The 22,787-nt window shown below is 70.8% G+C and carries 26 protein-coding genes; 9 read left to right on the top strand and 17 right to left on the bottom strand.

Features of this window, described 5'->3' with window-relative positions:
* Positions 1-127: 127 nt before the first annotated feature.
* Positions 128-673 carry a DinB family protein gene (locus QWY84_RS02400; RefSeq protein WP_290200851.1) on the top strand — a complete coding sequence of 182 codons (546 nt, stop codon included), beginning with the start codon at positions 128-130 and terminating at the stop codon, positions 671-673.
* Positions 674-692: 19 nt separating this feature from the next.
* Here the strand turns inward: QWY84_RS02400 and QWY84_RS02395 are convergent, their stop codons facing one another.
* The 3 genes from QWY84_RS02395 to QWY84_RS02385 all read right to left on the bottom strand — a co-directional run bounded on the left by QWY84_RS02395 (position 693) and on the right by QWY84_RS02385 (position 5,241).
* Entirely contained in the window at positions 693-1,442 is a 750-nt protein-coding gene (locus tag QWY84_RS02395; protein WP_290200850.1) for a C40 family peptidase, read from the bottom strand.
* A gap of 313 nt (positions 1,443-1,755) precedes the next feature.
* Positions 1,756-2,688 carry a sulfurtransferase gene (locus tag QWY84_RS02390; protein WP_290200849.1) on the bottom strand — a complete coding sequence of 311 codons (933 nt, stop codon included), beginning with the start codon at positions 2,686-2,688 and terminating at the stop codon, positions 1,756-1,758.
* Positions 2,689-2,823: 135 nt separating this feature from the next.
* Positions 2,824-5,241: a hypothetical protein gene (locus QWY84_RS02385; RefSeq protein WP_290200848.1), complete on the bottom strand. Its 2,418-nt coding sequence runs from the start codon at positions 5,239-5,241 to the stop codon at positions 2,824-2,826.
* A 206-nt stretch (positions 5,242-5,447) separates the two neighbouring features.
* On the opposite strand from QWY84_RS02385, the gene QWY84_RS02380 reads away from it, so the two are divergent.
* Positions 5,448-5,690, top strand: a complete 243-nt coding sequence (locus tag QWY84_RS02380) for a hypothetical protein (RefSeq protein ID WP_290200847.1) — start codon at positions 5,448-5,450, stop codon at positions 5,688-5,690.
* 90 nt (positions 5,691-5,780) lie between these two features.
* Here QWY84_RS02380 and QWY84_RS02375 read toward each other — a convergent pair whose 3' ends face one another.
* The 5 genes from QWY84_RS02375 to QWY84_RS02355 all read right to left on the bottom strand — a co-directional run bounded on the left by QWY84_RS02375 (position 5,781) and on the right by QWY84_RS02355 (position 9,190).
* Positions 5,781-6,107 (bottom strand): hypothetical protein, encoded by a 327-nt coding sequence (locus QWY84_RS02375; protein WP_290200846.1) that lies wholly within the window; start codon positions 6,105-6,107, stop codon positions 5,781-5,783.
* A 14-nt stretch (positions 6,108-6,121) separates the two neighbouring features.
* Positions 6,122-6,541, bottom strand: coding sequence for a DoxX family protein (locus QWY84_RS02370; RefSeq protein WP_290200845.1), 420 nt, complete (start codon positions 6,539-6,541; stop codon positions 6,122-6,124).
* 203 nt (positions 6,542-6,744) lie between these two features.
* Positions 6,745-7,980 carry a bifunctional alpha/beta hydrolase/OsmC family protein gene (locus QWY84_RS02365; protein WP_290200844.1) on the bottom strand — a complete coding sequence of 412 codons (1,236 nt, stop codon included), beginning with the start codon at positions 7,978-7,980 and terminating at the stop codon, positions 6,745-6,747.
* A 98-nt stretch (positions 7,981-8,078) separates the two neighbouring features.
* Positions 8,079-8,558, bottom strand: a complete 480-nt coding sequence (locus QWY84_RS02360) for a YbhB/YbcL family Raf kinase inhibitor-like protein (RefSeq protein ID WP_290200843.1) — start codon at positions 8,556-8,558, stop codon at positions 8,079-8,081.
* Positions 8,559-8,824: 266 nt separating this feature from the next.
* Complete coding sequence (locus tag QWY84_RS02355) at positions 8,825-9,190, bottom strand: hypothetical protein (RefSeq protein WP_290200842.1); 366 nt, start codon at positions 9,188-9,190, stop codon at positions 8,825-8,827.
* Positions 9,191-9,422: 232 nt separating this feature from the next.
* Here QWY84_RS02355 and QWY84_RS02350 point away from each other — a divergent pair, with 232 nt between their 5' ends.
* The 4 genes from QWY84_RS02350 to QWY84_RS02335 are packed head-to-tail and all read left to right on the top strand — an operon-like array spanning position 9,423 to position 12,842.
* Positions 9,423-9,869: a GtrA family protein gene (locus QWY84_RS02350; RefSeq protein ID WP_290200841.1), complete on the top strand. Its 447-nt coding sequence runs from the start codon at positions 9,423-9,425 to the stop codon at positions 9,867-9,869.
* Positions 9,863-11,038, top strand: coding sequence for a sulfotransferase (locus QWY84_RS02345; RefSeq protein WP_290200840.1), 1,176 nt, complete (start codon positions 9,863-9,865; stop codon positions 11,036-11,038). Before QWY84_RS02350 ends, QWY84_RS02345 begins: the two co-directional genes overlap by 7 nt.
* Positions 11,035-12,162, top strand: coding sequence for a glycosyltransferase (locus QWY84_RS02340; RefSeq protein ID WP_290200839.1), 1,128 nt, complete (start codon positions 11,035-11,037; stop codon positions 12,160-12,162). The genes QWY84_RS02345 and QWY84_RS02340 overlap by 4 nt, the downstream gene beginning before the upstream one ends.
* Positions 12,150-12,842 carry a polysaccharide deacetylase family protein gene (locus tag QWY84_RS02335; RefSeq protein WP_290200838.1) on the top strand — a complete coding sequence of 231 codons (693 nt, stop codon included), beginning with the start codon at positions 12,150-12,152 and terminating at the stop codon, positions 12,840-12,842. The genes QWY84_RS02340 and QWY84_RS02335 overlap by 13 nt, the downstream gene beginning before the upstream one ends.
* A 9-nt stretch (positions 12,843-12,851) precedes the next feature.
* Here QWY84_RS02335 and QWY84_RS02330 read toward each other — a convergent pair whose 3' ends face one another.
* The 3 genes from QWY84_RS02330 to QWY84_RS02320 form a co-directional block, all read right to left on the bottom strand.
* The gene (locus tag QWY84_RS02330; protein ID WP_290200837.1) at positions 12,852-13,835 is read right to left on the bottom strand and encodes a D-Ala-D-Ala carboxypeptidase family metallohydrolase; all 984 of its coding nucleotides are present in this window, start codon (positions 13,833-13,835) and stop codon (positions 12,852-12,854) included.
* A gap of 90 nt (positions 13,836-13,925) precedes the next feature.
* The gene (locus QWY84_RS02325) at positions 13,926-15,599 is read right to left on the bottom strand and encodes a L,D-transpeptidase family protein (protein WP_290200836.1); all 1,674 of its coding nucleotides are present in this window, start codon (positions 15,597-15,599) and stop codon (positions 13,926-13,928) included.
* Between the two features lie 63 nt (positions 15,600-15,662).
* A complete protein-coding gene (locus QWY84_RS02320) occupies positions 15,663-16,856 on the bottom strand; it encodes a YbfB/YjiJ family MFS transporter (protein WP_290200835.1) in 1,194 nt (397 codons plus the stop codon).
* A gap of 286 nt (positions 16,857-17,142) precedes the next feature.
* On the opposite strand from QWY84_RS02320, the gene QWY84_RS02315 reads away from it, so the two are divergent.
* The 3 genes from QWY84_RS02315 (at position 17,143) to QWY84_RS02305 (ending at position 18,200) form a co-directional block, all read left to right on the top strand.
* On the top strand, positions 17,143-17,331 hold the full coding sequence (locus tag QWY84_RS02315; protein WP_290200834.1) for a hypothetical protein: 189 nt from the start codon (positions 17,143-17,145) through the stop codon (positions 17,329-17,331).
* Positions 17,332-17,377: 46 nt separating this feature from the next.
* Positions 17,378-17,551, top strand: a complete 174-nt coding sequence (locus tag QWY84_RS02310) for a DUF1328 domain-containing protein (RefSeq protein ID WP_290200833.1) — start codon at positions 17,378-17,380, stop codon at positions 17,549-17,551.
* A gap of 91 nt (positions 17,552-17,642) precedes the next feature.
* A complete protein-coding gene (locus tag QWY84_RS02305; RefSeq protein WP_290200832.1) occupies positions 17,643-18,200 on the top strand; it encodes an outer membrane beta-barrel protein in 558 nt (185 codons plus the stop codon).
* A gap of 64 nt (positions 18,201-18,264) precedes the next feature.
* Here QWY84_RS02305 and phnL read toward each other — a convergent pair whose 3' ends face one another.
* From phnL to phnG, 6 genes are read right to left on the bottom strand one after another with little or no spacing between them, the layout of a single operon-like run.
* Positions 18,265-18,975: a phosphonate C-P lyase system protein PhnL gene (phnL, locus tag QWY84_RS02300; RefSeq protein WP_290200831.1), complete on the bottom strand. Its 711-nt coding sequence runs from the start codon at positions 18,973-18,975 to the stop codon at positions 18,265-18,267.
* A 2-nt stretch (positions 18,976-18,977) separates the two neighbouring features.
* Positions 18,978-19,754, bottom strand: coding sequence for a phosphonate C-P lyase system protein PhnK (gene phnK, locus QWY84_RS02295; RefSeq protein WP_290200830.1), 777 nt, complete (start codon positions 19,752-19,754; stop codon positions 18,978-18,980).
* Complete coding sequence (locus tag QWY84_RS02290) at positions 19,747-20,619, bottom strand: alpha-D-ribose 1-methylphosphonate 5-phosphate C-P-lyase PhnJ (protein ID WP_290200829.1); 873 nt, start codon at positions 20,617-20,619, stop codon at positions 19,747-19,749. Before QWY84_RS02290 ends, phnK begins: the two co-directional genes overlap by 8 nt.
* Positions 20,616-21,707 (bottom strand): carbon-phosphorus lyase complex subunit, encoded by a 1,092-nt coding sequence (locus QWY84_RS02285; protein ID WP_290200828.1) that lies wholly within the window; start codon positions 21,705-21,707, stop codon positions 20,616-20,618. The genes QWY84_RS02290 and QWY84_RS02285 overlap by 4 nt, the downstream gene beginning before the upstream one ends.
* Complete coding sequence (gene phnH, locus QWY84_RS02280) at positions 21,692-22,288, bottom strand: phosphonate C-P lyase system protein PhnH (RefSeq protein ID WP_290200827.1); 597 nt, start codon at positions 22,286-22,288, stop codon at positions 21,692-21,694. The genes QWY84_RS02285 and phnH overlap by 16 nt, the downstream gene beginning before the upstream one ends.
* A complete protein-coding gene (phnG, locus tag QWY84_RS02275) occupies positions 22,288-22,755 on the bottom strand; it encodes a phosphonate C-P lyase system protein PhnG (protein WP_290200826.1) in 468 nt (155 codons plus the stop codon). The genes phnH and phnG overlap by 1 nt, the downstream gene beginning before the upstream one ends.
* Positions 22,756-22,787: the final 32 nt, after the last annotated feature.

The following is a 22,787-nucleotide window of genomic DNA, read 5'->3' as shown; positions in this document are numbered from 1 at the left end:
GATTCGGGGCTCGTCGCCGCTATCCTGATAACTGCACAACCGGGGGGCGTCGGGTGCCGTCACTGCTGCGATCCGGGCGGACCCGGGAATCGGTGGATTTTTGCGATATAACGCGGCGGAGGATGCAATGGCCGGGTATCTGGATGATCTCGTGGAGCAGAACCGCCGTGCCCTCGTGGAGCTGAACAGCCTGATCGAGCGGCTTTCGGACAGCGACTTCGTGGCGCCGGCCGATCCCTGCCACGGCAGCTCCATCGGGCAGCAGGCGCGCCACATCATCGAGCATGGCGAGGCGGTGGTTGCCGCCGTTGACGGCGATGCGGACTACCATCACCGCAGCCGCGACCGTGCAACGGAGCGGTCGCGGGCCCATGCCGGCCGCCGCCTCCAGCGGCTGATGTACGCCCTGGCCGAGCTTGCCGGGACCGTGGACGGCGATCCGCCGATAACCGTCCGGTACGCCGTGGCCGATCCCTCCGAGCCCGCAGAGGCGTCGCTGGCGTCCAGCCTCGGGCGCGAGCTCATGTTTCTCCAGAGCCACACGATCCACCACATGGCACTCATCGGCATCATGGCCCGTCTCCAGGGCGTCACGGTCCCGACGGGCTTCGGTGTGGCACCTTCCACGCGCCGCTACTGGGCGGAGCAGGAAAGCGCACGGCACACCGGGTAGCGCCACCGGCCCCGCGGCGTCAGCGTGACGTTTCGGCGGGATCGGCCCAGGGAAGGGTGCTCGGGTCGAACTCGTGCTCGAGTACGGGTTTGACGACGGCGAAGTAGGGCGAGATGTCGAAATCACGCGGCGTGAACAGCGTATGGTGACGGCGACGCATGGTTCGCTGGACGCATTCGCCCGGCGCGCTTCCGGGGCAGGGTACGTACTCCACGACCGGGAGTATGGGGTAGTGAACGGCCTGGAACGCCTGGGCAATGAGCGACGAGCAGATCGCCCGCGTCGGATCGCCGCTGCCCAGGGTCAGCATCCGGCGGCGCCAGCGAACCGGCACGGGCGGTGTCGGCAGGAGGTAACGCGCTAGATCGATGATGTGCCGGAGATCATACTGGTGACCGACCCGGGCGGTGAGGTACGCGAGCACGCTGTCGAGATCCTCCGCCCGCAGCGCCGCCGGCCGGCAGATGCGGGTGTGGTAGCCGGCGTAGGTCTCCAGCGGGACCCGTCGCACCCCGGTGTTGAGATCCGCCTCGAGCAGCTCCGCATCGGCCCCGCCGGAGAGGCATATCGCCGCATGCGACCACGTGGACTGGGTCAGGTACTTGATGGCCGTACTGAAGCGGCTGGTGCCCTCCACCAGGAGAACATCGCCGGGGCGGAGGCAGGCCCGCAGCAGTGACAGGTCCGAGGTGGGGCCGTCGCCCAGTCCCGGGCGATCACGCGAGAGAAAGCGGGCCAGCGCCCCGCCGATGCGTTGGCGTATTGCCATGCCTGTCTCCCTTCCCGCGTCGTTGCGAGCCCCCACGTTGCCCGCAGTGTGACGCGCGTTCCTGTTGCACCGGCCAGTGTAAGGCGTCAGGAATGGAAACGCCCTCTGAGAATTCAGGTTAATGAAAACGGGAAAAGGCACCAACGGCGAATGTACGTACGTAGCTCGACGAACGGGAGATACGTAGGTTCATTCGGGCGGGGAATCGTGCGATGGAAACGGGATGGTTGTGTTCGGAAAGGGTTTCGTTATTCCATGAAAAAGGCCGGCAGATATCGATCTGCCGGCCTCCTGTGTTCCGTACGTTCGGCGATCAGTTGCCGAACAGGCCGCCGCTGGCCAGCGGGCGGTTCTCGTCCCGGGACCAGTCGACCATGGAGCCGTCGTACATGGCCACGTTGTCCTGGCCGCCGACCTCGCTCAGGGCGAACCAGCCCAGGGCAGCCCAATGGCCCGTGTTGCAGAACGTGATGGTCTGCCGGTCGTCGCTGACATTCGCCTGCGCCATGAGATCGTCGAGCGTCTCCCGGTCGACCATGAACGCGGTCCCTTCCCGGGTGAGCGTCTGCTGCTCCAGGTTCAGGGCGTCGGGAATGGTTCCCGCTGCGCGCGCGGCGGGATGCTTTTCCTCGCCGCGATACTGCGGCGCCGGGCGGTTGTCCACCAGCTGGATACCCGCCTCCCGGGCGCGGGAGACTTCGTCGGCGTCGGCAATGAGCTCCGGCCGGAAGTCCGGCTCGAAACGGGCAGTTTCAGGCTCGTTCCAGCCGCTCTCGAGCGGCTTGCCGGCCTCCACCCAGGCCTTGTGGCCGCCGTTGAGGATCGACACCCGGTCATGGCCCATGACCTTGAAGGTCCAGTACACCCGCGCGGCGCTGCCGAAGTCCGTGGACCCGACGCCCGCCGGCACGATGACCACATCCGTTTCGTTGTCGATGCCCAGGGAGCCGATGAGCGCGGCGACGTCCTCTTGCGGGGGAAGCTTCCCGGGGACGCCGTCCTCGCTCTGGCGCCAGCCCGCCTCGACGTAGTTGCTGTAGACGGCGCCGGGGATGTGGCCGTCCTCGAAGGTGGCCCGGTCGCTGCCGTCGATGCCGCTGCGGACGTCGACCACCACCAGGTCATCCCCGCCGAGATGGCGTTCCAGCCAGTCCACCGATACCAGCGGCTCCATGGACCGGGCGCCGGCCATCAGCGGCAGCGCCACCAGCACCAGCGCGAGCAGCTGCATGAATCGCTTGTGCATATGTCACCTCGTGGCGATTACGGAATAGTGGTTCCAGTATAGGGGCGAGAGGCCGCGAACAGGAGGCTGCAGCGGATACCGATTCCTCATAACCATATATGGAATCCGCGTCAGTGCATTCGCTGCAGCGTTTTCCTAGGCATCGTGCGGTCCACCGGAAGCAATCGCGTTCGCCAGGGCGGCGCCGGCATCCGGGCTATCGGAACGCACCTTCAGCAACCTGCAATCACCCAGCCACTCGAGCAGCCGGGCCACATCCGCGCCGTCGGGGGGCTCGCCGGTGCCCGTGCCGATCAGCGGGAGCAGCACCGAGAGCACGTCGAGCCCCGCGATCCGGTGGAGGGCTGTGTCTGCGGCATCATCATCCCCCCGCGCCACGACAATGACCGTGTCCACCGTGAAGACGTCGTCGCCGGCGTTGTCGCCGGCCGGCGATAGCCGTGCCGGGGACCGGTCGCGCATCTCGTGGATGGGGGGCTCCCGGTCCGAGCAGGGGAGCGGAACGGGGAGCTGTGCGCCGTGGAAGCGCTCGGGGGTCTCTGCCATGACGTAGGCGCCGCTGTAGCACGGCATGGCGAGCGTCGCCGCCAGATCCGCGCCGGCCTTGCCGGCGGCTGTCGCTTCATCGCCGACGAGCAGCGCGGCCCGGCGGGACTGCGTGCCGCCGGCAAGCGGCACCACCACCCCGTCCACGCTCCACGCGGCGGGATCGGGCACCGAATCCCGGAGCAGGATGCCCCGCAGGGCGGGAGCGAGGCGGGCGAGCCGCACCCCGTCGGCGCGGACGGCATGCTCGTCGGCCAGCGCATAGCCGCGCCGCGCCCGCCGGATCACCAGGGTACGCGCCGGCGACGCGCCGTCCGGGGTCCGCCGGAACAGGCCGGCGAGCCGCTCGCGGGTGGCCATGTCGGGAAGGTCGACACGCCAGACGATCGTGCCGGCGCGGATGTCCATGACGGAGGCTTCCGGGGTCTCCGGCACCACGCCGGCGGTGGCGCGGGTATCGTCGTCGCCCGTGGTGTCGTCTCCGCAGCCGTGCTGGAGGAGGAGCCCGGATGCCGCCGAGTCGGCGAGCACGTCCCAGACCTGCTGGCGCACCTGCCACGGATCCGGTGCCTGGCCCGCCTGGTGGCCGGTATCGATCAGGGCATCGGCAATGGCGTCCGGGTCGGTGCCGTCGGCCGCCTGCAGCCAGATCCACGATGCGGTCTCGTTGGGCGTATACAGGGTGCCCGTGTGGCGGCAGTACAGCCCCAGCCGCTGCTCGTCGATGAGCTCCTCGGTGGCCCAGGGCGTCACGCGCGGGCGCTCGACGCTCCGGCCCGCCGCGTCGTCCGCCAGAACCAGGTCCGCCAGGCGCGGCAGCGGGAAGAAGGGGAGGTAGGCATCGGCCTCGGCGACCGGGTAGACCCGCGTGTAGTCCCCTGCCCGGGCGTGCTCGGCGCGCGCCTGCTGGCGGAGGCGTTCCGCGGGGTCAGCGCTCGCGAATTCCTCCTGGTCGCGCTGGTTGAGATCGAGCAGGCGCACCATGTCGGCCACCAGCCGACGCTTCATTTCCTCCTCCACGTCGCCGCCGTCCGCGGGCGCGGCGCAGACGTCCAGCGACGGGCTGAGGTTGCATTCCAGGATCCACGGGTTGAGGTCGGCGTCCACGAGGCAGTCGAGGCCGAGCAGCTCGTAGCAGCCGCCGGTGTCCCCGGGCGTGTCCTGGAGCCGTTGCCGCATGGGCTCCCGCGCCGCGATCGCTGTCAGCGCCACCATGTCGCGCAGGCGGGCGAACAGCGCGGCGTCGTCATGCCCCTGGGCGCGCAGCCATTCGCGGTAGCGGGCGAAGCTGCGGAACACCACCGGCGAGGCGCTGGCGGTGTTGGTGGCGTTGATGTCCGGGTTGGTCAGGTGCGCATAGACATTGTCGATGGAGCCCGGGTCATAGGGTTCCGAGGCCAGCTTCACCGAGCCCTCGTTGTACAGGTAGACCCGCAATGGCTCCACGGAGCTGATCAGTACGTACAGCCGCAGCACGTACTTGTGCCCGTCCATGATATGGGGGGTATCGATGTACTCCTGGACCATGGAGGCGTTGTCCACCGGCGCGGTGGCCGCGTCGCGGATCACCGAGATGCCCTTGCCGCGGGCGGAGTTCTTCGGCTTGACGATCCAGGGCTTCTCCGGCGCCAGCCGGGCCGCCTCCTGCAGCGCGTGGTAGTCGTCCGGCATGGCGTAGACACGCGGGAAGAAGGCCATGCGGCGTGCCGCCCGGCTGCCTTCGCCCTCCTGTGCGACGATGCGACGGTATGCCCCGGCGAGGGTCGCGTGCAGGTTGCTCTTGATGGTCAGCACGCTGTTGCCGGGGATGTGATTGATGGACTGCCCGGCCGTGAGTCCGGTGAAGACCGATTTCTCCGGCATGCCGGTATACCAGCAGGCATGCCAGTCATCCGGTCCGCCCTCGGTCCAGATACTGTCGTCCAGGGCCTCCAGGAAGTACCGGTCCTGTTCCGGCTCCCGCTTGCCGCCCAGCCAGAACCGCCTGTTGGTGTCCTCTTCCGCCATGCCGTTGACTTCTCCCTTTCTCCGCGAGGGCATGCCTGATTGCCGGAATTGTTCGGTGCTTGCGTGAGAGAACGTACCATTGCGCGGTGTGCGCGCATGTACGTTGAATTGCGTATATCGTCGCCCGCAGGTGCGTCCGATACTCGGAGGACGTCGTCCTGAACGGCGTATGCTGTAGTCAGCCTGGTACAGGAAAGGAGGATTCTATGCCCCAGACCAGTGATACACGCAGATCCCTGATGAGTCATCTCTCCCGCGGCCTTCTGTACTCGGCCCCTCTCATGATCGTCGCCGCGGCCGGCGCCGGTCACGCGGTGGCCGCCGACGCCGGCTCGGCAGAGCTGGCGACCGGCGACTACGAGGTGGCCGAGGAGACGATCCTCGCCGAGGGCGAAGGTGAAGGCGAGGGTGAAGGGGAAGGTGAGGGCGAAGGCGAAGGCGAAGCCTGAACCTTCCCCGAACGAATTGCCCCCGCGGCCGGATGGCTGCGGGGGCAATTCGATTTCAGGCGATGCACTCGCGGCTGCTTCCGCCCGGGGTCAGCTGCCCTCGGCTTCTCCCTCCGCCTCACCTTCGGACGCCCCTTCGCCTTCACCTTCCGCTTCGGCCTCTCCTTCGGCCTCCGCCGCGCCCTCGGCTCCTGCCTCGCCTTCCGCTTCACCTTCGGGTGCGCCTTCGGCCTCGCCCCCGGCTTCCGCCTCCCCGGCAGCTGCCATGTAATAGCCGCTCTCTGCCGAGGTCGCGTCGCTGACGATCGCGTGCACGGCCGCGACGCCCGCGACCGCCGCGATCAGCGGCGCGGAGTAGGCGACGCCCCTGGACAGCGTCCGGAGGAGCTGCTCCCTCTTTTCCTGGTTACTTGCCATGGGTGTTCCCCCTTTCAGACGTCGTTGCCGCGAACGAACAGATACAGTGCGACGAGCAGCAGCGTGACCTGGAACTGCATGCCCCCGAGCGGATGGCTGGCCGTGGCCATGAAATGCCATTGGCCCCAGTGCTCCATGACGATCGCGCCCAGCATGACCGGCACGACCAGCAGTGCGCCCAGCCGCGTTATCCATGGATTGGTGCATGCGCCCGCGACCACCAGTACGCCGGCGGCAATCTCGGTCAGCGCCACCAGCAGCCCCAGGATCCATGGCAGCTCCATGGCAGTGGCGAAGCCGGCGATGCCGGCCCCCATGAACTTGTCCACGCCCTGGTAGATGAAGACGCTGGCCAGGGCCAGGCGCAGAGCCCAGTGCGCGTGTCGATACACGGGCCCCAGTACGTCGGCCCCGGCTTCTGCTCGTCCAACCATTGCGTCTCTCCTCGTCGTTCCCGTGTGCATGGCTTGGCGCCCGCTGGCATTCGGCGTGGCGAGCCACTGTTCCCAAGCTAGCTTCCGGGGGTGCGCGGGGCTATTAGGGGTATTACGGAAGTCCCGGGCGGACATGGCGCAGGGGCGAGCTCCGGCGACGGCCGGATGCTAGGGAAGGCCCCGGGGGGGGTGCGGAGCGCCGGTCAGGCGCTGGAGTGGTCGCTCTCGGTCGTCTGCACGTCCACCTCGGAGTGCAGCGTGCGGTGGACGGGGCAGCGATCGGCGATGGCCAGCAGGCGCGCGCGCTCGGCGTCGGTCAGCTCGCCGTCGAGGCGAATGGTGCGCGTGATGCGGTCGATCCGGCCTTCGCGGGTCTCGCAGTGCTCGCAGTCCTCGGCGTGGATCTTCTCGTGCCGGAGCGTGACCTGCACGGACCGCAGATCGATGCCCTTGTGCCGGGCGTACATGCGGATGGTCATGCTGGTGCATGCACCGAGGCCGGCGAGCAGGTAGCCGTACGGGTCCGGTCCGGAGTCGTCGCCGCCGTTGGCTACGGGCTCGTCGGCAAGCAGCCGGTGGGGCCCGGCCTCCACGCGCTGCTGGAAGCGGCCTGTGCCGGTCTCGGTCACGCGCACCGTGCCCGGCTCGGTGCCCTGGCTCGCCGCGTCCTCGCCGGCGGGCTCCGGCAGATACCGCGCCGCCCAGGCCGCGATGACCGTGGCCGCGTAGCGGGCATCGGCCGGATCGCTCAGCAGGTGGTCCGCGCTGTCCAGGGAGACGAAGCTCTTGGGATGCTTCGCCGTCTCGAAGATCCTGCGCGCATTGTCGATATCCACGGTCCGGTCGAGAGGGGCGTGCAGGACCAGCAGCGGGCGGTGGAGATGCGCGATGCGTGCGCCCTGATCCTGGTTGCTGGTCTGCTCGATGAACGCGCGCCGGATCCGGAACGCCCGCCCGCCGAGGTTCACGGTCGCTTCCCCTTCGGCCTCGATCTCCGCGCGTTGCTCGCCGAGATGGGCGAGCACGTGGTCGGCGTCGAACGGCGCGGCGATGGTGCCCACGGCGCGGCACTCGGGAATGTCGCCGGCAGCGGCAAGGACCGCGGCGCCGCCGAGGCTGTGGCCGATGGCAATGGCGACGGGCCGCCCGGTCTCGCGCATGAACGCGGCGGCGGCCGTGAGATCCTCGATGTTGGAGCGGAAGCCGGTATTGCCGAACTCGCCCTCGCTGCCGCCCAGGCCGGTGAAGTCGAACCGGAGGGTGGCAATGCCCTCCTCGGCCAGGGCGGATGCGATGCGGCTGGCGGCCTTGATGTCCTTGCCGCAGGTGAAGCAGTGGGCGAACAGGGCGTAGGCCCGCGGTGGCGTGTCGGGCAGGTCGAGCCGTCCGGCCAGCGTCTGGCCGGAGGCGCCGGGGAAGTCCAGTCGTTGCGTCTGCATGGCGTGTCCCTCCTGTCGGGTCCGTACCCATGCGGGCTGTCCCCGGCCTGCTGCTGCTCAGCAACGGGGCCCGACGGGCCCCGCGCCGGTGGGACGGCTCAGCCGCGCTCGTACGTTCCTACGAGCCGGTTCATGCCGATGATATGCGGCTCCAGCCGTTCCAGGAGCTCCCACAGGCTCAGCCCGGCCTCCAGGTTCGGGGCCTGGTTCAGCGCCAGGACCCAGAAATAGTACTGGTGGACGCCGTGGCCTTCCGGGGGCATGGGCCCGCCGTAGCCCGTGTTGCCGAAGTCGTTGGGCCCGGTGGTGTAGTCGGAGACCCCCTCGGGCAGGTCATGCACCGAGGCAGGAATGTTGTAGAGCACCCAGTGGACGAATCCGTACGTGCCGCGTCCCGTGACCAGCGGGGCGTCGGGGTCGTGGCAGACGATGGCGAAGGACTGGGTCTCGCCGGGTACGCCGCTCCAGGACAGCGCCGGGGAGACGTCCTCGCCCTCGCCGGTGAACTTCTTGGGGATGGGCTCACCGTGGTCGAACGCGGGGCTGATGATCTGCATGTTGGATAGCGCGAATCCCATGACTGCCTCCTTGGTATTGTTGCGAGTGCCGAGTGTCCTGTAACCCAGGTTCGTTGGATTTCGAGCGTCTGTGCGGTGCCAGGGCTTCGTTGCGCCTCTTGCCAAGGGCGACGGCCATTGCCTGCGAGCCGCGCCTCGCCCTGGCGAACCCGGGTTGCAGGACACTAGTACAGGTCAGGATAAGGCCGATGGGTCGGAATTGACCACCGGGGCGAAGTACCCCTTCGGCCCCGGTGGGCGGGATTCGCCTTTCCGCTCGGGCGGGTTCATTCGCTGCGCGCGATGGCCTCGCTGTCCGCTTCCAGGCCGGCGCGAAAGCCCAGGGTCTCCGCGGCGAAACCAAGCTTGCGCAGCTGCTCCTGCGTTGCCGAGAGGTCGCCGTCGTCACTGATGCGCATGAATTCGCTGCTGCTCACCACGCGTGTCTCCGGCTGCGCCAGGCCCAGCTGGATCGCTTCGGCCAGCCCGGCGCTCCGGGGATCGACGGCGACCGTGTGCACCACCGTGGTGGGCTCGATGGGCGCCGCGGCGAAGCCGTCGTCGATCAACCGCTCGCGGGTCGTGTCGGCGACCGCGGTAGATGACGCAATGGCACCCATGAGAAGACTTGCTGTCACGACTCGGATATGCATGATGGACCTCGCTTTGCGTTGCTTCGGTTCTGTCCCCCCTTGTGGGGTGAACGCCTGATGATCAGTGTACGGAGCCGGAATTTATCGACTATTCGCGGAGTTACGTACGTATTAACGCGGAGTGGGGCATGCCGGCCGGGGACGGCCGCGAGCAACGGGGGCGGGGTATGGCAGCTTTCAGGGCAGCGGCGACGGTGATCGGTGGGTTGTACGAGAGGGCAGGGAGACGGTCATGTTGCAGCGCGTGATGCGCTCGGCCGGGGCGGCCCCGACTTTCGCCCGCTTCGCGGCGGTCGCGTGCGCGATCTCGCTGATCGATGCCGGCGGTCTCTACGCCCTGCACGAGGGCATCGATATCAACGTGTACCTGTCCCGGCTGTTCTCCTATCTGGCGGCGATCACCGCCGGCTATTTCCTCAACAGCCGCTTCACGTTCCCGGGGCGCGCGGGCGACCGGGGCGTGGCCGCCCAGCTGCTGCGCTTCTACGGCGTCCACGGAACCGGGGGGCTGATCAACTACGGCGTGTTCCTGCTGACGCTGTTCGCCGGCCGGGAGATGGCCCTCGGCATCGGGGCCGCCTTCTGGCTGCCGCTGCTGGGCGTCTGGCTCGGCGGGGTGGCCGGGATGTGCTTCAACTTCCTGTTCTCCAGCCGCATGGTGTTCGAGCGCCGATGGTGACCATCGCCGGCTGTCTCCAGGGTCTGGTCCTGCACCTGGGCTGGTGGGCCGGGGCGTTCCTGCGGCCCCGTGATGCCCGGGCGCCCCTGCGGGTGCGTCGCGCGCTGGTGCTGCTGGGTGGTCTGCCGGTGTTCCTGGTGGTGCAGCTGGTCCACATGCTGTGCCTCGTCCTGGATGACCTGCTGTTCCCGCGCTATCGGCGCGTGACGGTGGGGCGCGCCGTGTTCATCACCGGCATCCCGCGCAGCGGGACCACCGCTCTCCACCGCGCGCTGGCCGTGGACCGCGAGCGCTATACAACGCTCACCACCTGGGAGGCGCTGTTCGCACCGTCGATCCTCCAGCGCCGCATGGTGCGCGGGCTGGCGTGGGTGGATGCGCGGCTCGGCGGGTATCTGCGCCGTGGGCTGGCGGCCGCGACGCAACGGCTCACCGGCGATCTCGCGGCGGTCCACGACGTGGGCCTGGACGCGGCCGAGGAGGACTACCTGGCGCTGCTGCCGACGGGCGGCTGTTTCCTGCTGCTGCTGGTCTTTCCCGGTGCCCGGGGCCTGCAGGCACTGGGACACTTTGACACCGCCGTGGCCGCCGGCCGCCGTCGCCGACTCCTCGCCTTCTACGAGCGGGTGCTGCAACGGCACCTCTACGCCGACGGCGCACGGCGCGTGCTGCTGTCCAAGAATGCCGCGTTCGGCTCCTGGGTCACCGGTCTGCGCGAACGCTTCCCGCAGGCGCGGTTCATCATCTGCACGCGCGAGCCGGTGGCGGCGCTGAGCTCGCAGATCAGCTCCGTGGCGTCGGCCCGGGCGCTGTTCGGCACCCGTGTCGACGATGCCGGCTTCCAGGCGCTGTTTGTCGACATGTACGCCGAAACCCTGCAGCATCTGGCGGATACTCTGGCGCAATGGCCCCGGGAGCGCGTGGCCGTGGTGGATATGGCCGACCTGCGAAGCAAGCCCGAAGAGACGGTGCGCGGTGCCCTGGCGCAGCTGGATGAGCCGGTGAGTGCCTCGCTTCGTGCCGGCCTGGACGCCCTCGCCGGTGGTGGCGGCGGCCACCGGCACAGCGTCGACGCCCTCGCCGTCCCCCGGGCGACGCTGGAGGAGCGGCTGCTGCCCGCCTATCAGCGGCTCCGCGCCCTGCCTCACTGCATCCGGCCGGCATCATGAGCGACCTTCCCACGGAGCAGCAGGCGGCGTCCGGTCTCCGCGTCGCCTTCTTTTCGGATTCACTGCCGGAGCGCAACGGCACCGGGGCCTATTACCACGATCTCGTGGAATACCTGCGCCCCCGCCTGGAGGCCGTCCAGGTGATCCAGCCGCGGCCGCGCACCGGGCGGTGGCGGCTGGCCATGCCGCTGCCCGGGGACTCGACACAGACCCTGGTGGTGCCCAATCTGTGGCGCGTCCGGCGGGCGATGCGGCAGCTGCGCCCCCACCTGGTGGTCACGGTCACGCCGGGCCCCTTCGGCCTGCTGGGCCTGTGGCTGGCGCGCCGGCATGGCTGCGGCTTCATCTCCGCCTATCACACCAACTTCGAGGGCCTGGCGGACCTGTACTGGGGGCCGCTGCGCCGACGCCTGATCACCGGCGCCATGCGCGGGGTCAACCGCTTCATCGGCCGCCGCAGCGCTACCGTGCTCGGCAACAGCGACGGCCTCACCGGGACGCTGGAAGGGCTGGGCGCCCCCCGGGTGGATATCGTCGGCACGCCGCTGGATCCGCGCTTCCTGGAAGCCCCGCAGGGGCTGGAGCCCGGGCCGCTGGACACCATCTGCTTCGCCGGGCGCCTGGCGGCGGAGAAGAACCTGGAGGCGGTGCTCGACGCCGCCCGCGAGCACCCGGATATCCATTTCGTCATCGGCGGTGACGGCCCCCTGCGGGACCGCGTGGAGGCCGCGGCCCGCGAGCTGGGCAACGTCGAATACCGGGGCTGGCTGGACCGGGCCCGGCTGCGGGCCATGATCGACGGCGCCCGGCTGCTGGTGCTGCCCTCGCACCTGGAGACGTTCGGCTCGGTGGCGCTGGAGGCCATGGCCCGCGGGCGGCCCGCCCTGGTCTCGGAGAACGCCGGCATCCGGGACTGGCCCGAGCTGCGCCCGGGGCTGTTCGCCTACGGCCGGGACGAGTCCCTGGCCGGGGCCATCCACCGCCTGCGGGGGCTGACGCCCGGGGAGCTGGCCGCGGCGGGCGACGCGGCCCGGGCGGCGGCGGTCGCGTTCAACGAGCGCACCATCGACGACTGGCTGCGGGTGCTGGGCCGGCATGGGCGGGGGAACCCGTGCGGTCGCTGATCTCCATCCACGATGTTATGCCCGAGACCCTGGAGCGGGTCCAGGCGCTGATCGATCGGGTCCGGGAGCACGGCCACACCGCGATCACCCTCCTGGTTGTCCCCGGCCGCGCGTGGACCCCGGAGCAGGTGCGCACGCTCGCGCAATGGCACGCGGCGGGCATGGAGCTCGCCGCCCACGGCTGGTTTCACCGCGTCGACGCCGTGCGCGGCCTCTACCACCGCATCCACGCGGCGCTGATCTCCCGGGATGTCGCCGAGCACCTGGCCCGGGACGAAGACGGCATCGTCCGGCTGATGCGTGCCTCGGCCGAGTGGTTCCCGCGCAACGGGCTGCCGGCGCCCGCGACCTACGTGCCGCCCGCCTGGGCGCTCGGCCGCATCCGCCGCGAGCGCCTGCGCGAGCTGCCCTACCAGCGCGTGGAGGTCCTGGGCGGGCTGCTGGACACCGCAACGGGCCGTGTCGAGCGTCTGCCCCTGGCCGGGTTCGAGGCGGACAGCCGCCCTGTGGCGGCGTTCCTGCGGGCATGGAACGCCCACCAGGCGCGCCGGGCGCGGGCGAGCGGGAGGCCGCTGCGGATCGGCATCCACCCCCGCGACGGCGAGCTGCATCTGCGCACGGATCTCGACCGGTTCCTCGCCGCGGCTGAGGCCTCCCGGTGTACCGGCGACTTCCCGTGACGGGGCCGTTTACGGCGCCTCCCAGCGCGCGCGGTAGCCGCGCACGTCCACGTGGACGAACGGTCCGCGGTGGGCCCGGGGTCCGTAGATGCCCAGTCCGCCGGTGAAGTCCACGGGCTCCCGCCGGCGCTGCACCCGCGCCACGATCCGCGCCAGCACACGGGCGTCCTCCAGGTCGCTGCGGCCGTCGCCGTTGAGATCGTCCATGCGGCCCCGGGGGGCGCGCTGGTCGATATAGATATCGGCGGCGCCGCCCCAGAGATGGCGGCTGTGGCGCCCCTGGCCGATGTGCGCGTTGTACCAGGGCGTGCGGAAGCCGCTCATGATGGTGAGGGTCTCCGCCGGGATCCCCTCGGCCCGGACCTCCTCCAGGATCGCCTCCAGGGCCAGCAGCATGCGCTCGCGCAGCACCATGTAGCGCGGATAGGCCCCGCCCTGCTTGGACACGAACTGCCCCAGGGTGAAATGGGGTGATACGTGGACGTCGCGATTCTCCCGGGTCACCCGGATGAACCCGCGCGGCGGCCGGTACGCGGGGAGCCCGCGAAACGGCTCCGCCGGATAGCGGCCGATGCGATAGCCGTCGATGATGCCGGGGCCCGTGCTCGCCGCCCGCGGGACGGTGACGAAGACGTTCAGCGTCATGGTCTCCCCGGTGTCCAGCCGCGCCACCTCGAGCACGTGCAGGCCGGGGTCTTCGGGGGCTCGCCACTGCCAGCGGCCCCGCCCCGTCTCGCGGGACCGTGCCTCCGGGGCCGCGAGCCGGTACGTGCCGTCCCCGCCCGCGACGATGGCCAGGTCGAGCCGCTCCCCGGGCAGGGCAAAGATGCCCTGGACGCGGTACGGCGTCACCTCGTTGCGGAACTGCAGGGAGAAGCCGAGCTTGTGTCCCGTCGCCGCTGCCGGCAAGGCCACCAGCAACCCGGCGACGAGTAGGGCCAGCAGACACCGGCGCGCCGGCCCGGGCGCGCGGTCGGGGAATCGTTGATCCAAGGTGCGGTCCTCGTGCCGGGGGCCGGCAGGCATCCTGCAGCCGGCCGGCAACTGAATGATAGACCGGTGCGCGGGGGAAAGCAGCCGCGACTACGGCAGGTCCCCGCGTTCCGGGGGCGGGGCGTCCAGGGCCTCGGCGACCCGGCCGTCGCGATTATAGATGTCCTTGCGCAGGTGCACGCGGCCGTCGTCGTCCACCCAGGCCGTCATGTACTGCAGGTGGACGGGAATGGGTTGGGGCAGGGGCACCGTCTGCTCGCGCTTGCCGTCGAGCGCCTCGCGGACGGCGTCCGGCGGCCAGCGCGGGCTGTCCGCCAGCAGCAGATCGATGAGTTCCCGGGGCTGCTCGACACGGATGCAGCCGGAGCTGAAGGCCCGGTCCGCCCGCTGGAACAGGTCGCGTGCCGGGGTGTCGTGCAGGTAGACCGCGTGCTCGTTGGGAAACATGAACTTGACGGTGCCCAGGGCGTTCAGGGGGCCGGGACGCTGGCGGAAGCGGTAGGGGAAGCGGGGGTCGGCAACGTTCTGCCAGTCCACTGTCGCCGGGTCGATCTCCTGCTGCCCGGCGCCCCAGCCCTGGAAGAGCTGGAAGCCCATGCGGTGGAAGTACTCCGGATCCTGGCGGATCTGGGGCAGCAGATCGCGCACGGCGATGGAATGCGGCACCTCCCAGGCCGGGTTGAGCACCAGATAGGTCATGCGTCCGGAGAACACCGGCGTCTGGCGGTAGTCCCGGCCGACCACCACCCGCTGGGTCATCACCGGCTCGCCGTCGTCCACGACCGTCATGTCGAAGCCGGCGATGTTGACCATGATGTAGCGCTCGCCCAGCTCCTGCGGCAGCCACCGCCAGCGTTCCATGTTGACCCGGATCTGTTGCACGCGCTCGCCGGCGGGCACGTTCAGGGCGGCGAGGGTGTTGCGGCCCACGACCCCGTCCTCTTCCAGCCCGTGGCGGGCCTGGAACCGGCGTACGGCCTGCTCCAGGCCGGCGTCGAAGCGGTCCGGCTCGCCGGCGGCCGCGGATTCCGTGTCATCGGTCATGGCCAGGCGGCGGCGCAGCAGTGCAACCCGCTCCCCCTGGTCGCCGCGACACAGTGTCGGCCCGGCCGGGATCTCCTCGAAGCCGCCTTGTTCCGCGATGCCTCGGTAACGCGCCAGCGCCCGGCGCAGCCGCGCGTAGCCGTCGGCTTGCGGCAGGAGCCCGCGCAGATCTCGGTAGACGGCGCCGTCGTCCACGGCCTGCTGGAGCAGGCCCGGCAGGTCGCCGCCGCGGCGGGCGATCCGCCACTGCGGATCCGCCGACTTCGGGTCCGTGCGGCCGAGCAGGCTGTGGGATCCCAGGGTCATCCACGTGCCGCTCAGGATCAGCTCGGCGTCCACCACGTGCCGCGGCGCAAGCGCGTCCCGCTGGCGGAGGGCGGCGAGACGGTCCAGGACGGCGTTGACGCGCTCGATCCGGTAGTCCTCCGGGGGCAGGCCGTCGCGGTTCGCGTGCATCAGCGCCCGCACCAGCTGCCGGCCGTACGGGACGCTGCCGTCCGGCTGGACCCAGGCCGGCTCGTAGAGGCGCTGCTGGTAGAACTGGCGGACCGCCTGCGAGGCCGGGATCGGCTCCGTGCCCGCCATCAGCGGCCGCTCGGGCGGGATGGACTCCAGACGGTAGCGCAGCGCCTCCCGGGCCGCGTCGGTCTGCGCCGGCGCGGGCGTGAGCACCAGGCCCAGGATGACCAGCAGGACGAGTTGTACGGGCAAACGCTTCATGGCTTCTCCCGGTGTTGGCGGGCGACACGGACGCGCCCCGCCGCGCGCCCGCCGGCGATGGCCTCAGGTGCGCTCGGTCGCGGCCGAGCGCGCGCGCCCTGCTGACGGCGCGGCCACCGCCAGGCCGCAGAGCAGGAACGCGCCGCCGATGAGGAACACGGGCTGGTACGAGCCCGCGTAGCCGAACACGGCCGCCAGCGCGTACCCGCCGATGGCCTGGGCCAGCGCGAACGACGTGGTGGCCCAGCCCCAGGCGCGCCGGTGCTGTTCCAGCGGCACCAGGCGCGAGAGGTAGCCGGACGTCAGCGAGACCAGGCCCGGAATCATGGCGCCGGCGATGAACGAGCAAAGCGACGCCAGGATCACGGTATCGGCAACGCTGGACAGCGGCACCGCGACGGTCATGAGGGCCACCGCCAGCATCAGCGCGCCGTACCAGCCGATGCGGCCGGCGACCCAGCCGGACAGAACCGGCCCGGCGATGGCGCCCGCCGCGAACACGCTCCACTGCGCGGAGGCGAACACGGTGCCCAGGTTCTGCTCGCGGGCGAGGAAATCCACCCAGAACAGCGTGTGCGGAACGTAGCCCACGGACTGCAGGCCGTAGCCGATGACCACCAGCAGCGCCGCGAAGGGCAGCGCCTTGCCCGCGGGGGTGCCCGCGGCCGTGCCGGCTTGCCCGCCGGTGGCCGGAAGCCCGCGCCAGCCCCGCCAGGTGGCCAGGGTCAGCAGCAGGCACAGCAGTCCCTGGGACGCCCAGCCCCAGCCCACCGACAATGCGCCCAGCCAGGGCACGGCGTTGGCCGCGAACAGGACGCCGAAGCCGACACCGCTGAACACCAGCGCGCCGGCCATGGGACGCCTGTCCGCCGGGGTGGTGGTCAGCACCGTGGAGGCGGCGACCACCATGAGAATGCCGCCCGCCCATCCGGACAGGAAGCGCCACAGGAAGAACCAGGCAAAGCCCGCCGGCCAGGAGCACAGCAGAAAGCTCAGGGTCACCACGATCAGCCCGGTGCGGATGGCCGGCGCCGCGCCGACCCGTTCCGAGAAGCGTGCCGCCGTGACCGCGCCGAACAGGTAGCCGAGCAGGTTGGCGGCACCCAGGTAGCCGGCGGCGGCCGCGCTGAACCAGCCGGCATCCACCATGAGCGGCACCAGCGGTGTGTAGCCGAAGCGCGCCAGGCCCAGGCCGACAATCAGCGCTGCGGTACCGGAAAGCACCCGGTCCATACGCATGGTTCCGGCAGCACCCATGCCACCCCCTGTCTCCTCGTTCGTGGTGTCGACGGTGCCCGCACCCGGGCGTCGACGCATCGCCCGGCACGCTGACCGGACCCCGTCACGGTAGCAGAAGCCGTCGCCTTCGGCTCATGCGTCACGGCCTTCCCGCCCGCCCGGAGATCCCCGCGTGGACTCGTGCCGGGAACTCTTCCCGGCCCCCGTGCGTATACGCAATAGACGGTGGCGCGGGGCATCCCTGGTCACCGTCGACACCGGCCCGCCCGGGCCGGCCATGCACCGGTACGGAAAGGATGCTCACATGCTGAACACACGCCACACCCTGCTCATGTTGTGCCTGACGCTCCTGCTGGGCGCAGGGGCACTGGCCGGCTGCGAAGACCAGGGTCCCGCCGAGGAGGCCGGCGAGCAGATCGACGAGACGGCCGAGGAAGCGGGAGACGCCATGGACGACGCTGCGGACGATGTCGAGGAGTCGCTCGACCAGTGACTCGGCAGGCCGTCCATCCTGAACACGCGGCCATGGAGAACAGGACATGATTGGCTGGATCGTTACCTTCCTGGTTATCGCAATCATTGCCGGCGTGCTCGGCTTTACCGGTATCGCGGGGGTCGCCACCGAGATCGCGAAGATCATCTTCTTCGTCTTCCTGGTGCTGCTCGTGATCTCGCTGATCGCCAACGCGGTACGGGGTCGGCCGCCGCTGTAGCCGGAGCAATGTCCACTGGAGAAGCCGACCTTGGCCCTGCGGCCCGCTCCGCAGGGGTAAGGGAGGTGCGTGCAAGCAAAAGGAGTGAATCATGCGATTGATGAAACTGCTCCCCGCCGCCGTGACCGCCGCCGGCCTCGTGGCGGCGCCGATCGGCGCCTCCGCGCAGGGGACCGGCAATCCCGAGGTGCGGGGCTACGTCGGCGGCGGCCTGGGCTACTATCGGCTGGACGAGGAGGACTTCCTGGAAGAGGACGACGACCTCAAGGACAACCGCTGGTCCTGGCGGGCCTTCGGCGGCATGGAGGTCAACCGGGTCTTCGCCCTGGAGGTTGGCTACCGGGATTTCGGCGAGACCGAGGACGGCAACGCCGAGATGGAGGCCGACGGCTGGACCATCGCCGGCATCGCGGCCCTGCCGGTGACGGACTGGTTCGCGCCGTACGGCAAGGTCGGCCAGATGTTCTGGGACCGCACCCGGAGGTACGGGCCGCTGAGCGAAAGCGACGACGGCAACGACCTGTTCTACGGCGTCGGCGCCCGCATGACGGTCTCGCCCCGCACCGATCTGCGGCTGGAGTACGACCGCATGGCCATGGACGATACGGACGTGGACATGGCCTCGGTGAACCTCCAGTACCGCTTCTGAGCCCCGGGAACCCGGGCTCTTCAATGCGCCCCTTGCGCCCCCGGGACCGCTCCCGGGGGCGTCGTCATCCGGCGCACGTCTCCGGGCGCGCGGCCGTCATGTCGTAGGCGCGGTCGCACAGGGCGTCTCTCGCTGCCGTGTCATGGAAGATGCCGATGATGGCCGCGCCCGCCGTCTTCGCCTCCTGTACGCACTCCAGCACCACGGCCTTGTTGTCCGGGTCCAGGGAGGCGGTGGGCTCGTCCAGCAGCAGCACGGGGAGGCGGCCGATGAGCCCCCGGGCGACGTTGACGCGCTGCTGCTCGCCGCCGGAGAACGTATCCGGCGGCACGGGCCAGAGCGCCTCCGGCAGCCGCAGGCGCCGCAGCATGTCCTCGGCCCGGGCCCGTGCATCCTGCGGCGCGACGCCCCGCGCCACCAGCGGCTCGGCGACCAGCTGCAGGGTGCTGACCCGGGGTACCGCCCGCAGGAACTGGCTGATGTAGCCGAGGGTCTCGCGGCGCACCGCCAGGACCTGCCGGGGATGGGCGCGGGCCAGGTCCAGCCAGCCGCCGCGGTGGCGAACGCGGATGCTGCCCTGCTCCGAGCGGTAGTTGCCGTAGAGGCAGCGCAGCAGGGTGGACTTGCCGGTACCGGACGGCCCCGTCAGCGCCAGGCACTCGCCGGCGCGCACGTCCAGGGACACGCCGGCGAGCACCGGCAGCCGCAGCCGGTCCCGCAGGTGCAGGGTGAAGCCCTTGTGCAGGTTGCGCACCGCGAGCATGTCTTCCTCCATGGTCAGCACCTCAGCTCCGAGGCGACCAGCAGCTGGCTGTATGCGTGCTGCGGGTCGTCCAGCACCTGATCGGTGAGCCCCTGCTCCACGATCCCGCCCTGCTGCATGACCACGAGGCGGTGCGCCAGCAGCCGCACCGCGGCCAGGTCGTGGGTGACCAGCACCACGGCCACCTGCAGGCGCGCCACCAGCTGGCGGATCAGGTCCAGCAGCCGCGCCTGGACGGAGACGTCGAGGCCCCCGGTGGGCTCGTCCAGGAACAGCAGCCGGGGCTCGGTGACCAGGTTGCGCGCCAGCTGCACGCGCTGCTGCATGCCCCCGGAGAAGGTGCGCACGCGGTCGTCCATGCGCACGGGATCCAGCTCCACCTGCTCCAGCCAGTGGCGCGCCGCGGTGCGGATCCGTCCGTAGCGGGTCTCGCCGCACCGCAGCAGCGGCTCGGCCACGTTGGCCCCGGCCGACAGGTGGGGACGCAGGCCGTCGTGGGGATGCTGGTGCACGAATCCCCAGTCCGTGCGCGCCAGGCGGCGCAGTGCGCTGTCCTCCAGGGCGTGCAGCGGGTGTTCCCGGCCCCCGGCGTCGGTGTAGGTCACGGTTCCGGACGCCGGCCGCACGACCCCGGCCAGGCACCGCAGCAGCGTGGACTTGCCGGCGCCGGACTCGCCGACGATGCCCAGGATCTCGCCGGCGTGCACCGCCACGTCGATGTCGCGGCAGGCGGTTACGCGGCCGAAGCGGCAGGTGACGGCCTCGGCCTCCAGCAGCGGTGCGTCACTCATGGTCCGGGCCTCCGTCGCGATTGCGCCGACAGAAATCGGTGTCCGAGCACAGGTACCGGCGGGTGCCATGGTCGTCCAGAACGATCTCGTCCAGGTACGTGTCGGTGGCGCCGCACAGGGAGCAGGCGGTGTCATCGGCATCCACGGTGAACGGCACATCGTCGAAATCCAGGCTGTGCACCGGCGTGTGCGGCGGAATGGCATAGACCCGCCGCTCGCGGCCGGCGCCGAACAGCTGCAGTGCCGGGCTGTGGTCCAGCTTGGGATTGTCGAAGCGCGGGATCGGGCTCGGGCTCGCAAGGTAGCGGCGGTTGACGATCACCGGGTGGTTGTAGGCCTGCCGCACGCGGCCGTAGTGGGCGATCTGCTCGTACAGGGCGACCCGGGCGAGGCCGTAGTCCGCTGCGGCGTGCATCCGCCGGGCCTCTGCCTCGCGGGTCTCCACCCCGCGCAGGGGTTCCGGGTCGGGCACCTGGTAGACCAGCACCTGGTCCGGCCGCAGCGGGGTCTCGGGGATGCGGTGACGGGTCTGGATGATGCTCGCCGCATCCGTGCGCTCCGTGGTCGCCACGCCGGCGGTGCGCGCGAAGAACCGGCGGATGCTGGTGGCGTTGGTGGCGTCGTCGGCGCCCTGGTCGATGACCTTGAGCACGTCGTCGCGGCCCAGCAGAGCCGCCGTGATCTGCAGCCCGCCGGTGCCCCAGCCGTAGGGCAGGGGCATCTCCCGGGCGGCGAAGGGCACCTGGTGCCCCGGAATGGCGACCGCCTTGAGCAGGGCGCGGCGGATCATCCGCCGGGTCTGCTCGTCCAGATAGGCGAAATTGTAGCCGGGCAGGGGCCCGGCCCCGGGGGATGCTGCGCTCACGGCTGGTCGCCTCCGTCGTCGTCGCGATCGTTGCGTTGCTGCAGGGCCCGCAGGGTCGCCAGCTCGGCCTGGAAGTCCACGTAGTGGGGCAGCTTCAGGTGCTCCAGGAAGCCGGCGGCGTGCACGCTGTCCAGGTGGCCGAGGACGTACTCCTCGTCCTGGGCCGGCGCCTGGATGCGCTCGCCGCGCTCGCGGGCCTGCAGCGCCCGGTCCACCAGGGCCATGGTCATGGCCTTGCGCTCGCTGCGGCCGAAGGCCAGGCCGTAGCCGCGGGCCAGCCCCGGACCGCGGTCGCTGTCCGCCTGCTCCGGGGTGAGCACGTGGCACTCGCTCACGGTCATGCGGCCGATCTCCACCGGGAAGCCCAGCTCCTCCGGCACGAACGACACCGTGACCTCGCCCTGCCGGACCTCGCCGGCGTAGACCTTGTGCCCGCCGTGCCCCCGCTGGGTGGAATACGCCAGCCCCAGGAGAAACCCCTCGTCGCCCCGGGCCAGGGCCTGCAGCCGGGCGTCCCGGCCCGCCGGAAGGCGCAGGGGCTCCCGGGTGATGTCCGCCACCGGCTGCGTGTCGTCCGCGAGGTCGGGCTCGGTCAGCCCTTCCCGGACCAGCTGTTCCGTGATCGGGGTGACGGCGCCGTCCGCCGCCGGCTCGGCCTCGGCCGCCGGGGGCGGGTCGTCGTTGCCGGCCAGGGAGAAATCCAGCAGGCGATGGCTGTAATCGAAGGTCGGCCCGAGCATCTGGCCCCCGGGCGTGTCCTTGAACACCGGCGTGATCCGGCGGTCCAGGCGCATGGCGCCGGTATCCAGCGGTTCCGTGCGGCCCAGCCGCGGCAGGGTGTTGCGGTAGGCGCGCAGCAGGAACACCGCCTCGTTGATGTCGCCCTGGGCCTGCTTCAGGGCCACGGCGGCGAGCTCCGGGTCGGCCAGGGAGCCCTCGCTCATCACCCGGTCCACGGCACGCCCCATCTGCTGGCGGATCTGCGCCAGGTCCAGCTCGGCGACGCCGCGGTCGCCCCGCCGCTGGTCGGCGAGCCAGCGGTGGGCGTTGTCGATGGCCTGCTCGCCGCCCTTTACCGTTGCGTACACGGGGCCTCCTGCAATTCCACGGTGCGCGGCAGGGCGGCCAGACGCCGGCCCGCCAGGAGGAAGACATCCACCCCGCACGGCAGCCTGCCGGCCTGCCGGCGCCACTGGGCCGCGAACGCCGGGGGCAGCCCGCGGCAGCGCAGCGGGGTCGGAGCCGCCAGCCCCGGCCCGGAGCACAGCAGCCCGGTCTCGCCTTCGTGGTCGTCCACCTCGACAACGAGGGTGGCGGAGGTCTCCGGGGTCGTATCGCTGCCGGCGGCGAACGCGGACAGATCTCCCAGCTCGGCGGCGGCGGCAAAGGCGAAATCGGCCTGCCCCGGCGCCTCCGTGATAGCCACGCCGCAGGCGAAACGCAGGCCGGGACCGGCGGCGCGCGCGCCGGGGCCGAGCCAGGCGGTGACCTCGTGATCCAGCAGGGTCAGCGCCAGGGCCGTGGCGCCCGGGCCCAGGCCGGGCAGCGGCTCGGGCGCCGCCGGCAGCGCCTGCCAGGTCGCCGGCCGGGCCATGGCCTCCAGGGCGCAGCGGAAGGTGCGCTGGGCGTCGTGCACGGGATCGCGGAATACCGTGGTTGCCGTCGCCATCAGCCCTCCCGGACCAGGGTGCTGAAGTCCACCCGGGTGGCCTCCGCCCGCTGCCGGGCCGCGGCGTCTTCCGCTTCCACGTGCCGGGCGGCCGGATCCAGGACCGCGCGCTGGACCTCGGCCGCCCACGAGCCGTCAGCGGCCATGGCGTCGAAGCAGGCGGCCAGCTCGGCGTGCCGGGACCGCTGGCCCAGGACGTAGCCGTAGCCGGCCGTGCCGTCGGGCAGGCACACGGCTGCCCGGGTGACGGCGACCTCGCCCAGGTGGAACTGCCGGCCGGTACCGCCGGCCCGGCCCCGGACCATGAGCAGCCCGGTCTCCGGGGGGCGCAGGGGCGTAAGGCGCGGCTTGCCGGGCAGTTCCTGCCAGGCTGCCTCCAGCAGTTCCTCGGGGGCGCGCGCCAGGAGCGCGAGCCGCTCCTGGCGCTCCCTGGGCTCCGGGGCCGGCGATGTGGAGTGCGCGGTCATGGAAATTGATCCTATACATCTAGATGTCTGGA

Origin of the sequence: Aquisalimonas lutea (genome assembly GCF_030409225.1) — a bacterium.
Classification (GTDB): Bacteria; Pseudomonadota; Gammaproteobacteria; order Nitrococcales; family Aquisalimonadaceae; genus Aquisalimonas; species Aquisalimonas lutea.
Note: the sequence above shows the minus strand (reverse complement) of the source record. Positions and strands in the feature narration are given on the sequence as shown.

Bases quoted from the DNA above. Each gene is read 5' to 3' on its own strand.
- QWY84_RS02400 (WP_290200851.1), top strand. From the start codon at position 128: ATGGCCGGGTATCTGGATGATCTCGTGGAGCAGAACCGCCGTGCCCTC.
- QWY84_RS02395 (WP_290200850.1), bottom strand. From the start codon at position 1,442: ATGGCAATACGCCAACGCATCGGCGGGGCGCTGGCCCGCTTTCTCTCG.
- QWY84_RS02390 (WP_290200849.1), bottom strand. From the start codon at position 2,688: ATGCACAAGCGATTCATGCAGCTGCTCGCGCTGGTGCTGGTGGCGCTG.
- QWY84_RS02385 (WP_290200848.1), bottom strand. From the start codon at position 5,241: ATGGCGGAAGAGGACACCAACAGGCGGTTCTGGCTGGGCGGCAAGCGG.
- QWY84_RS02380 (WP_290200847.1), top strand. From the start codon at position 5,448: ATGCCCCAGACCAGTGATACACGCAGATCCCTGATGAGTCATCTCTCC.
- QWY84_RS02375 (WP_290200846.1), bottom strand. From the start codon at position 6,107: ATGGCAAGTAACCAGGAAAAGAGGGAGCAGCTCCTCCGGACGCTGTCC.
- QWY84_RS02370 (WP_290200845.1), bottom strand. From the start codon at position 6,541: ATGGTTGGACGAGCAGAAGCCGGGGCCGACGTACTGGGGCCCGTGTAT.
- QWY84_RS02365 (WP_290200844.1), bottom strand. From the start codon at position 7,980: ATGCAGACGCAACGACTGGACTTCCCCGGCGCCTCCGGCCAGACGCTG.
- QWY84_RS02360 (WP_290200843.1), bottom strand. From the start codon at position 8,558: ATGGGATTCGCGCTATCCAACATGCAGATCATCAGCCCCGCGTTCGAC.
- QWY84_RS02355 (WP_290200842.1), bottom strand. From the start codon at position 9,190: ATGCATATCCGAGTCGTGACAGCAAGTCTTCTCATGGGTGCCATTGCG.
- QWY84_RS02350 (WP_290200841.1), top strand. From the start codon at position 9,423: ATGTTGCAGCGCGTGATGCGCTCGGCCGGGGCGGCCCCGACTTTCGCC.
- QWY84_RS02345 (WP_290200840.1), top strand. From the start codon at position 9,863: ATGGTGACCATCGCCGGCTGTCTCCAGGGTCTGGTCCTGCACCTGGGC.
- QWY84_RS02340 (WP_290200839.1), top strand. From the start codon at position 11,035: ATGAGCGACCTTCCCACGGAGCAGCAGGCGGCGTCCGGTCTCCGCGTC.
- QWY84_RS02325 (WP_290200836.1), bottom strand. From the start codon at position 15,599: ATGAAGCGTTTGCCCGTACAACTCGTCCTGCTGGTCATCCTGGGCCTG.
- QWY84_RS02320 (WP_290200835.1), bottom strand. From the start codon at position 16,856: ATGGGTGCTGCCGGAACCATGCGTATGGACCGGGTGCTTTCCGGTACC.
- QWY84_RS02315 (WP_290200834.1), top strand. From the start codon at position 17,143: ATGCTGAACACACGCCACACCCTGCTCATGTTGTGCCTGACGCTCCTG.
- QWY84_RS02310 (WP_290200833.1), top strand. From the start codon at position 17,378: ATGATTGGCTGGATCGTTACCTTCCTGGTTATCGCAATCATTGCCGGC.
- QWY84_RS02305 (WP_290200832.1), top strand. From the start codon at position 17,643: ATGCGATTGATGAAACTGCTCCCCGCCGCCGTGACCGCCGCCGGCCTC.
- phnL (WP_290200831.1), bottom strand. From the start codon at position 18,975: ATGGAGGAAGACATGCTCGCGGTGCGCAACCTGCACAAGGGCTTCACC.
- phnK (WP_290200830.1), bottom strand. From the start codon at position 19,754: ATGAGTGACGCACCGCTGCTGGAGGCCGAGGCCGTCACCTGCCGCTTC.
- phnH (WP_290200827.1), bottom strand. From the start codon at position 22,288: ATGGCGACGGCAACCACGGTATTCCGCGATCCCGTGCACGACGCCCAG.
- phnG (WP_290200826.1), bottom strand. From the start codon at position 22,755: ATGACCGCGCACTCCACATCGCCGGCCCCGGAGCCCAGGGAGCGCCAG.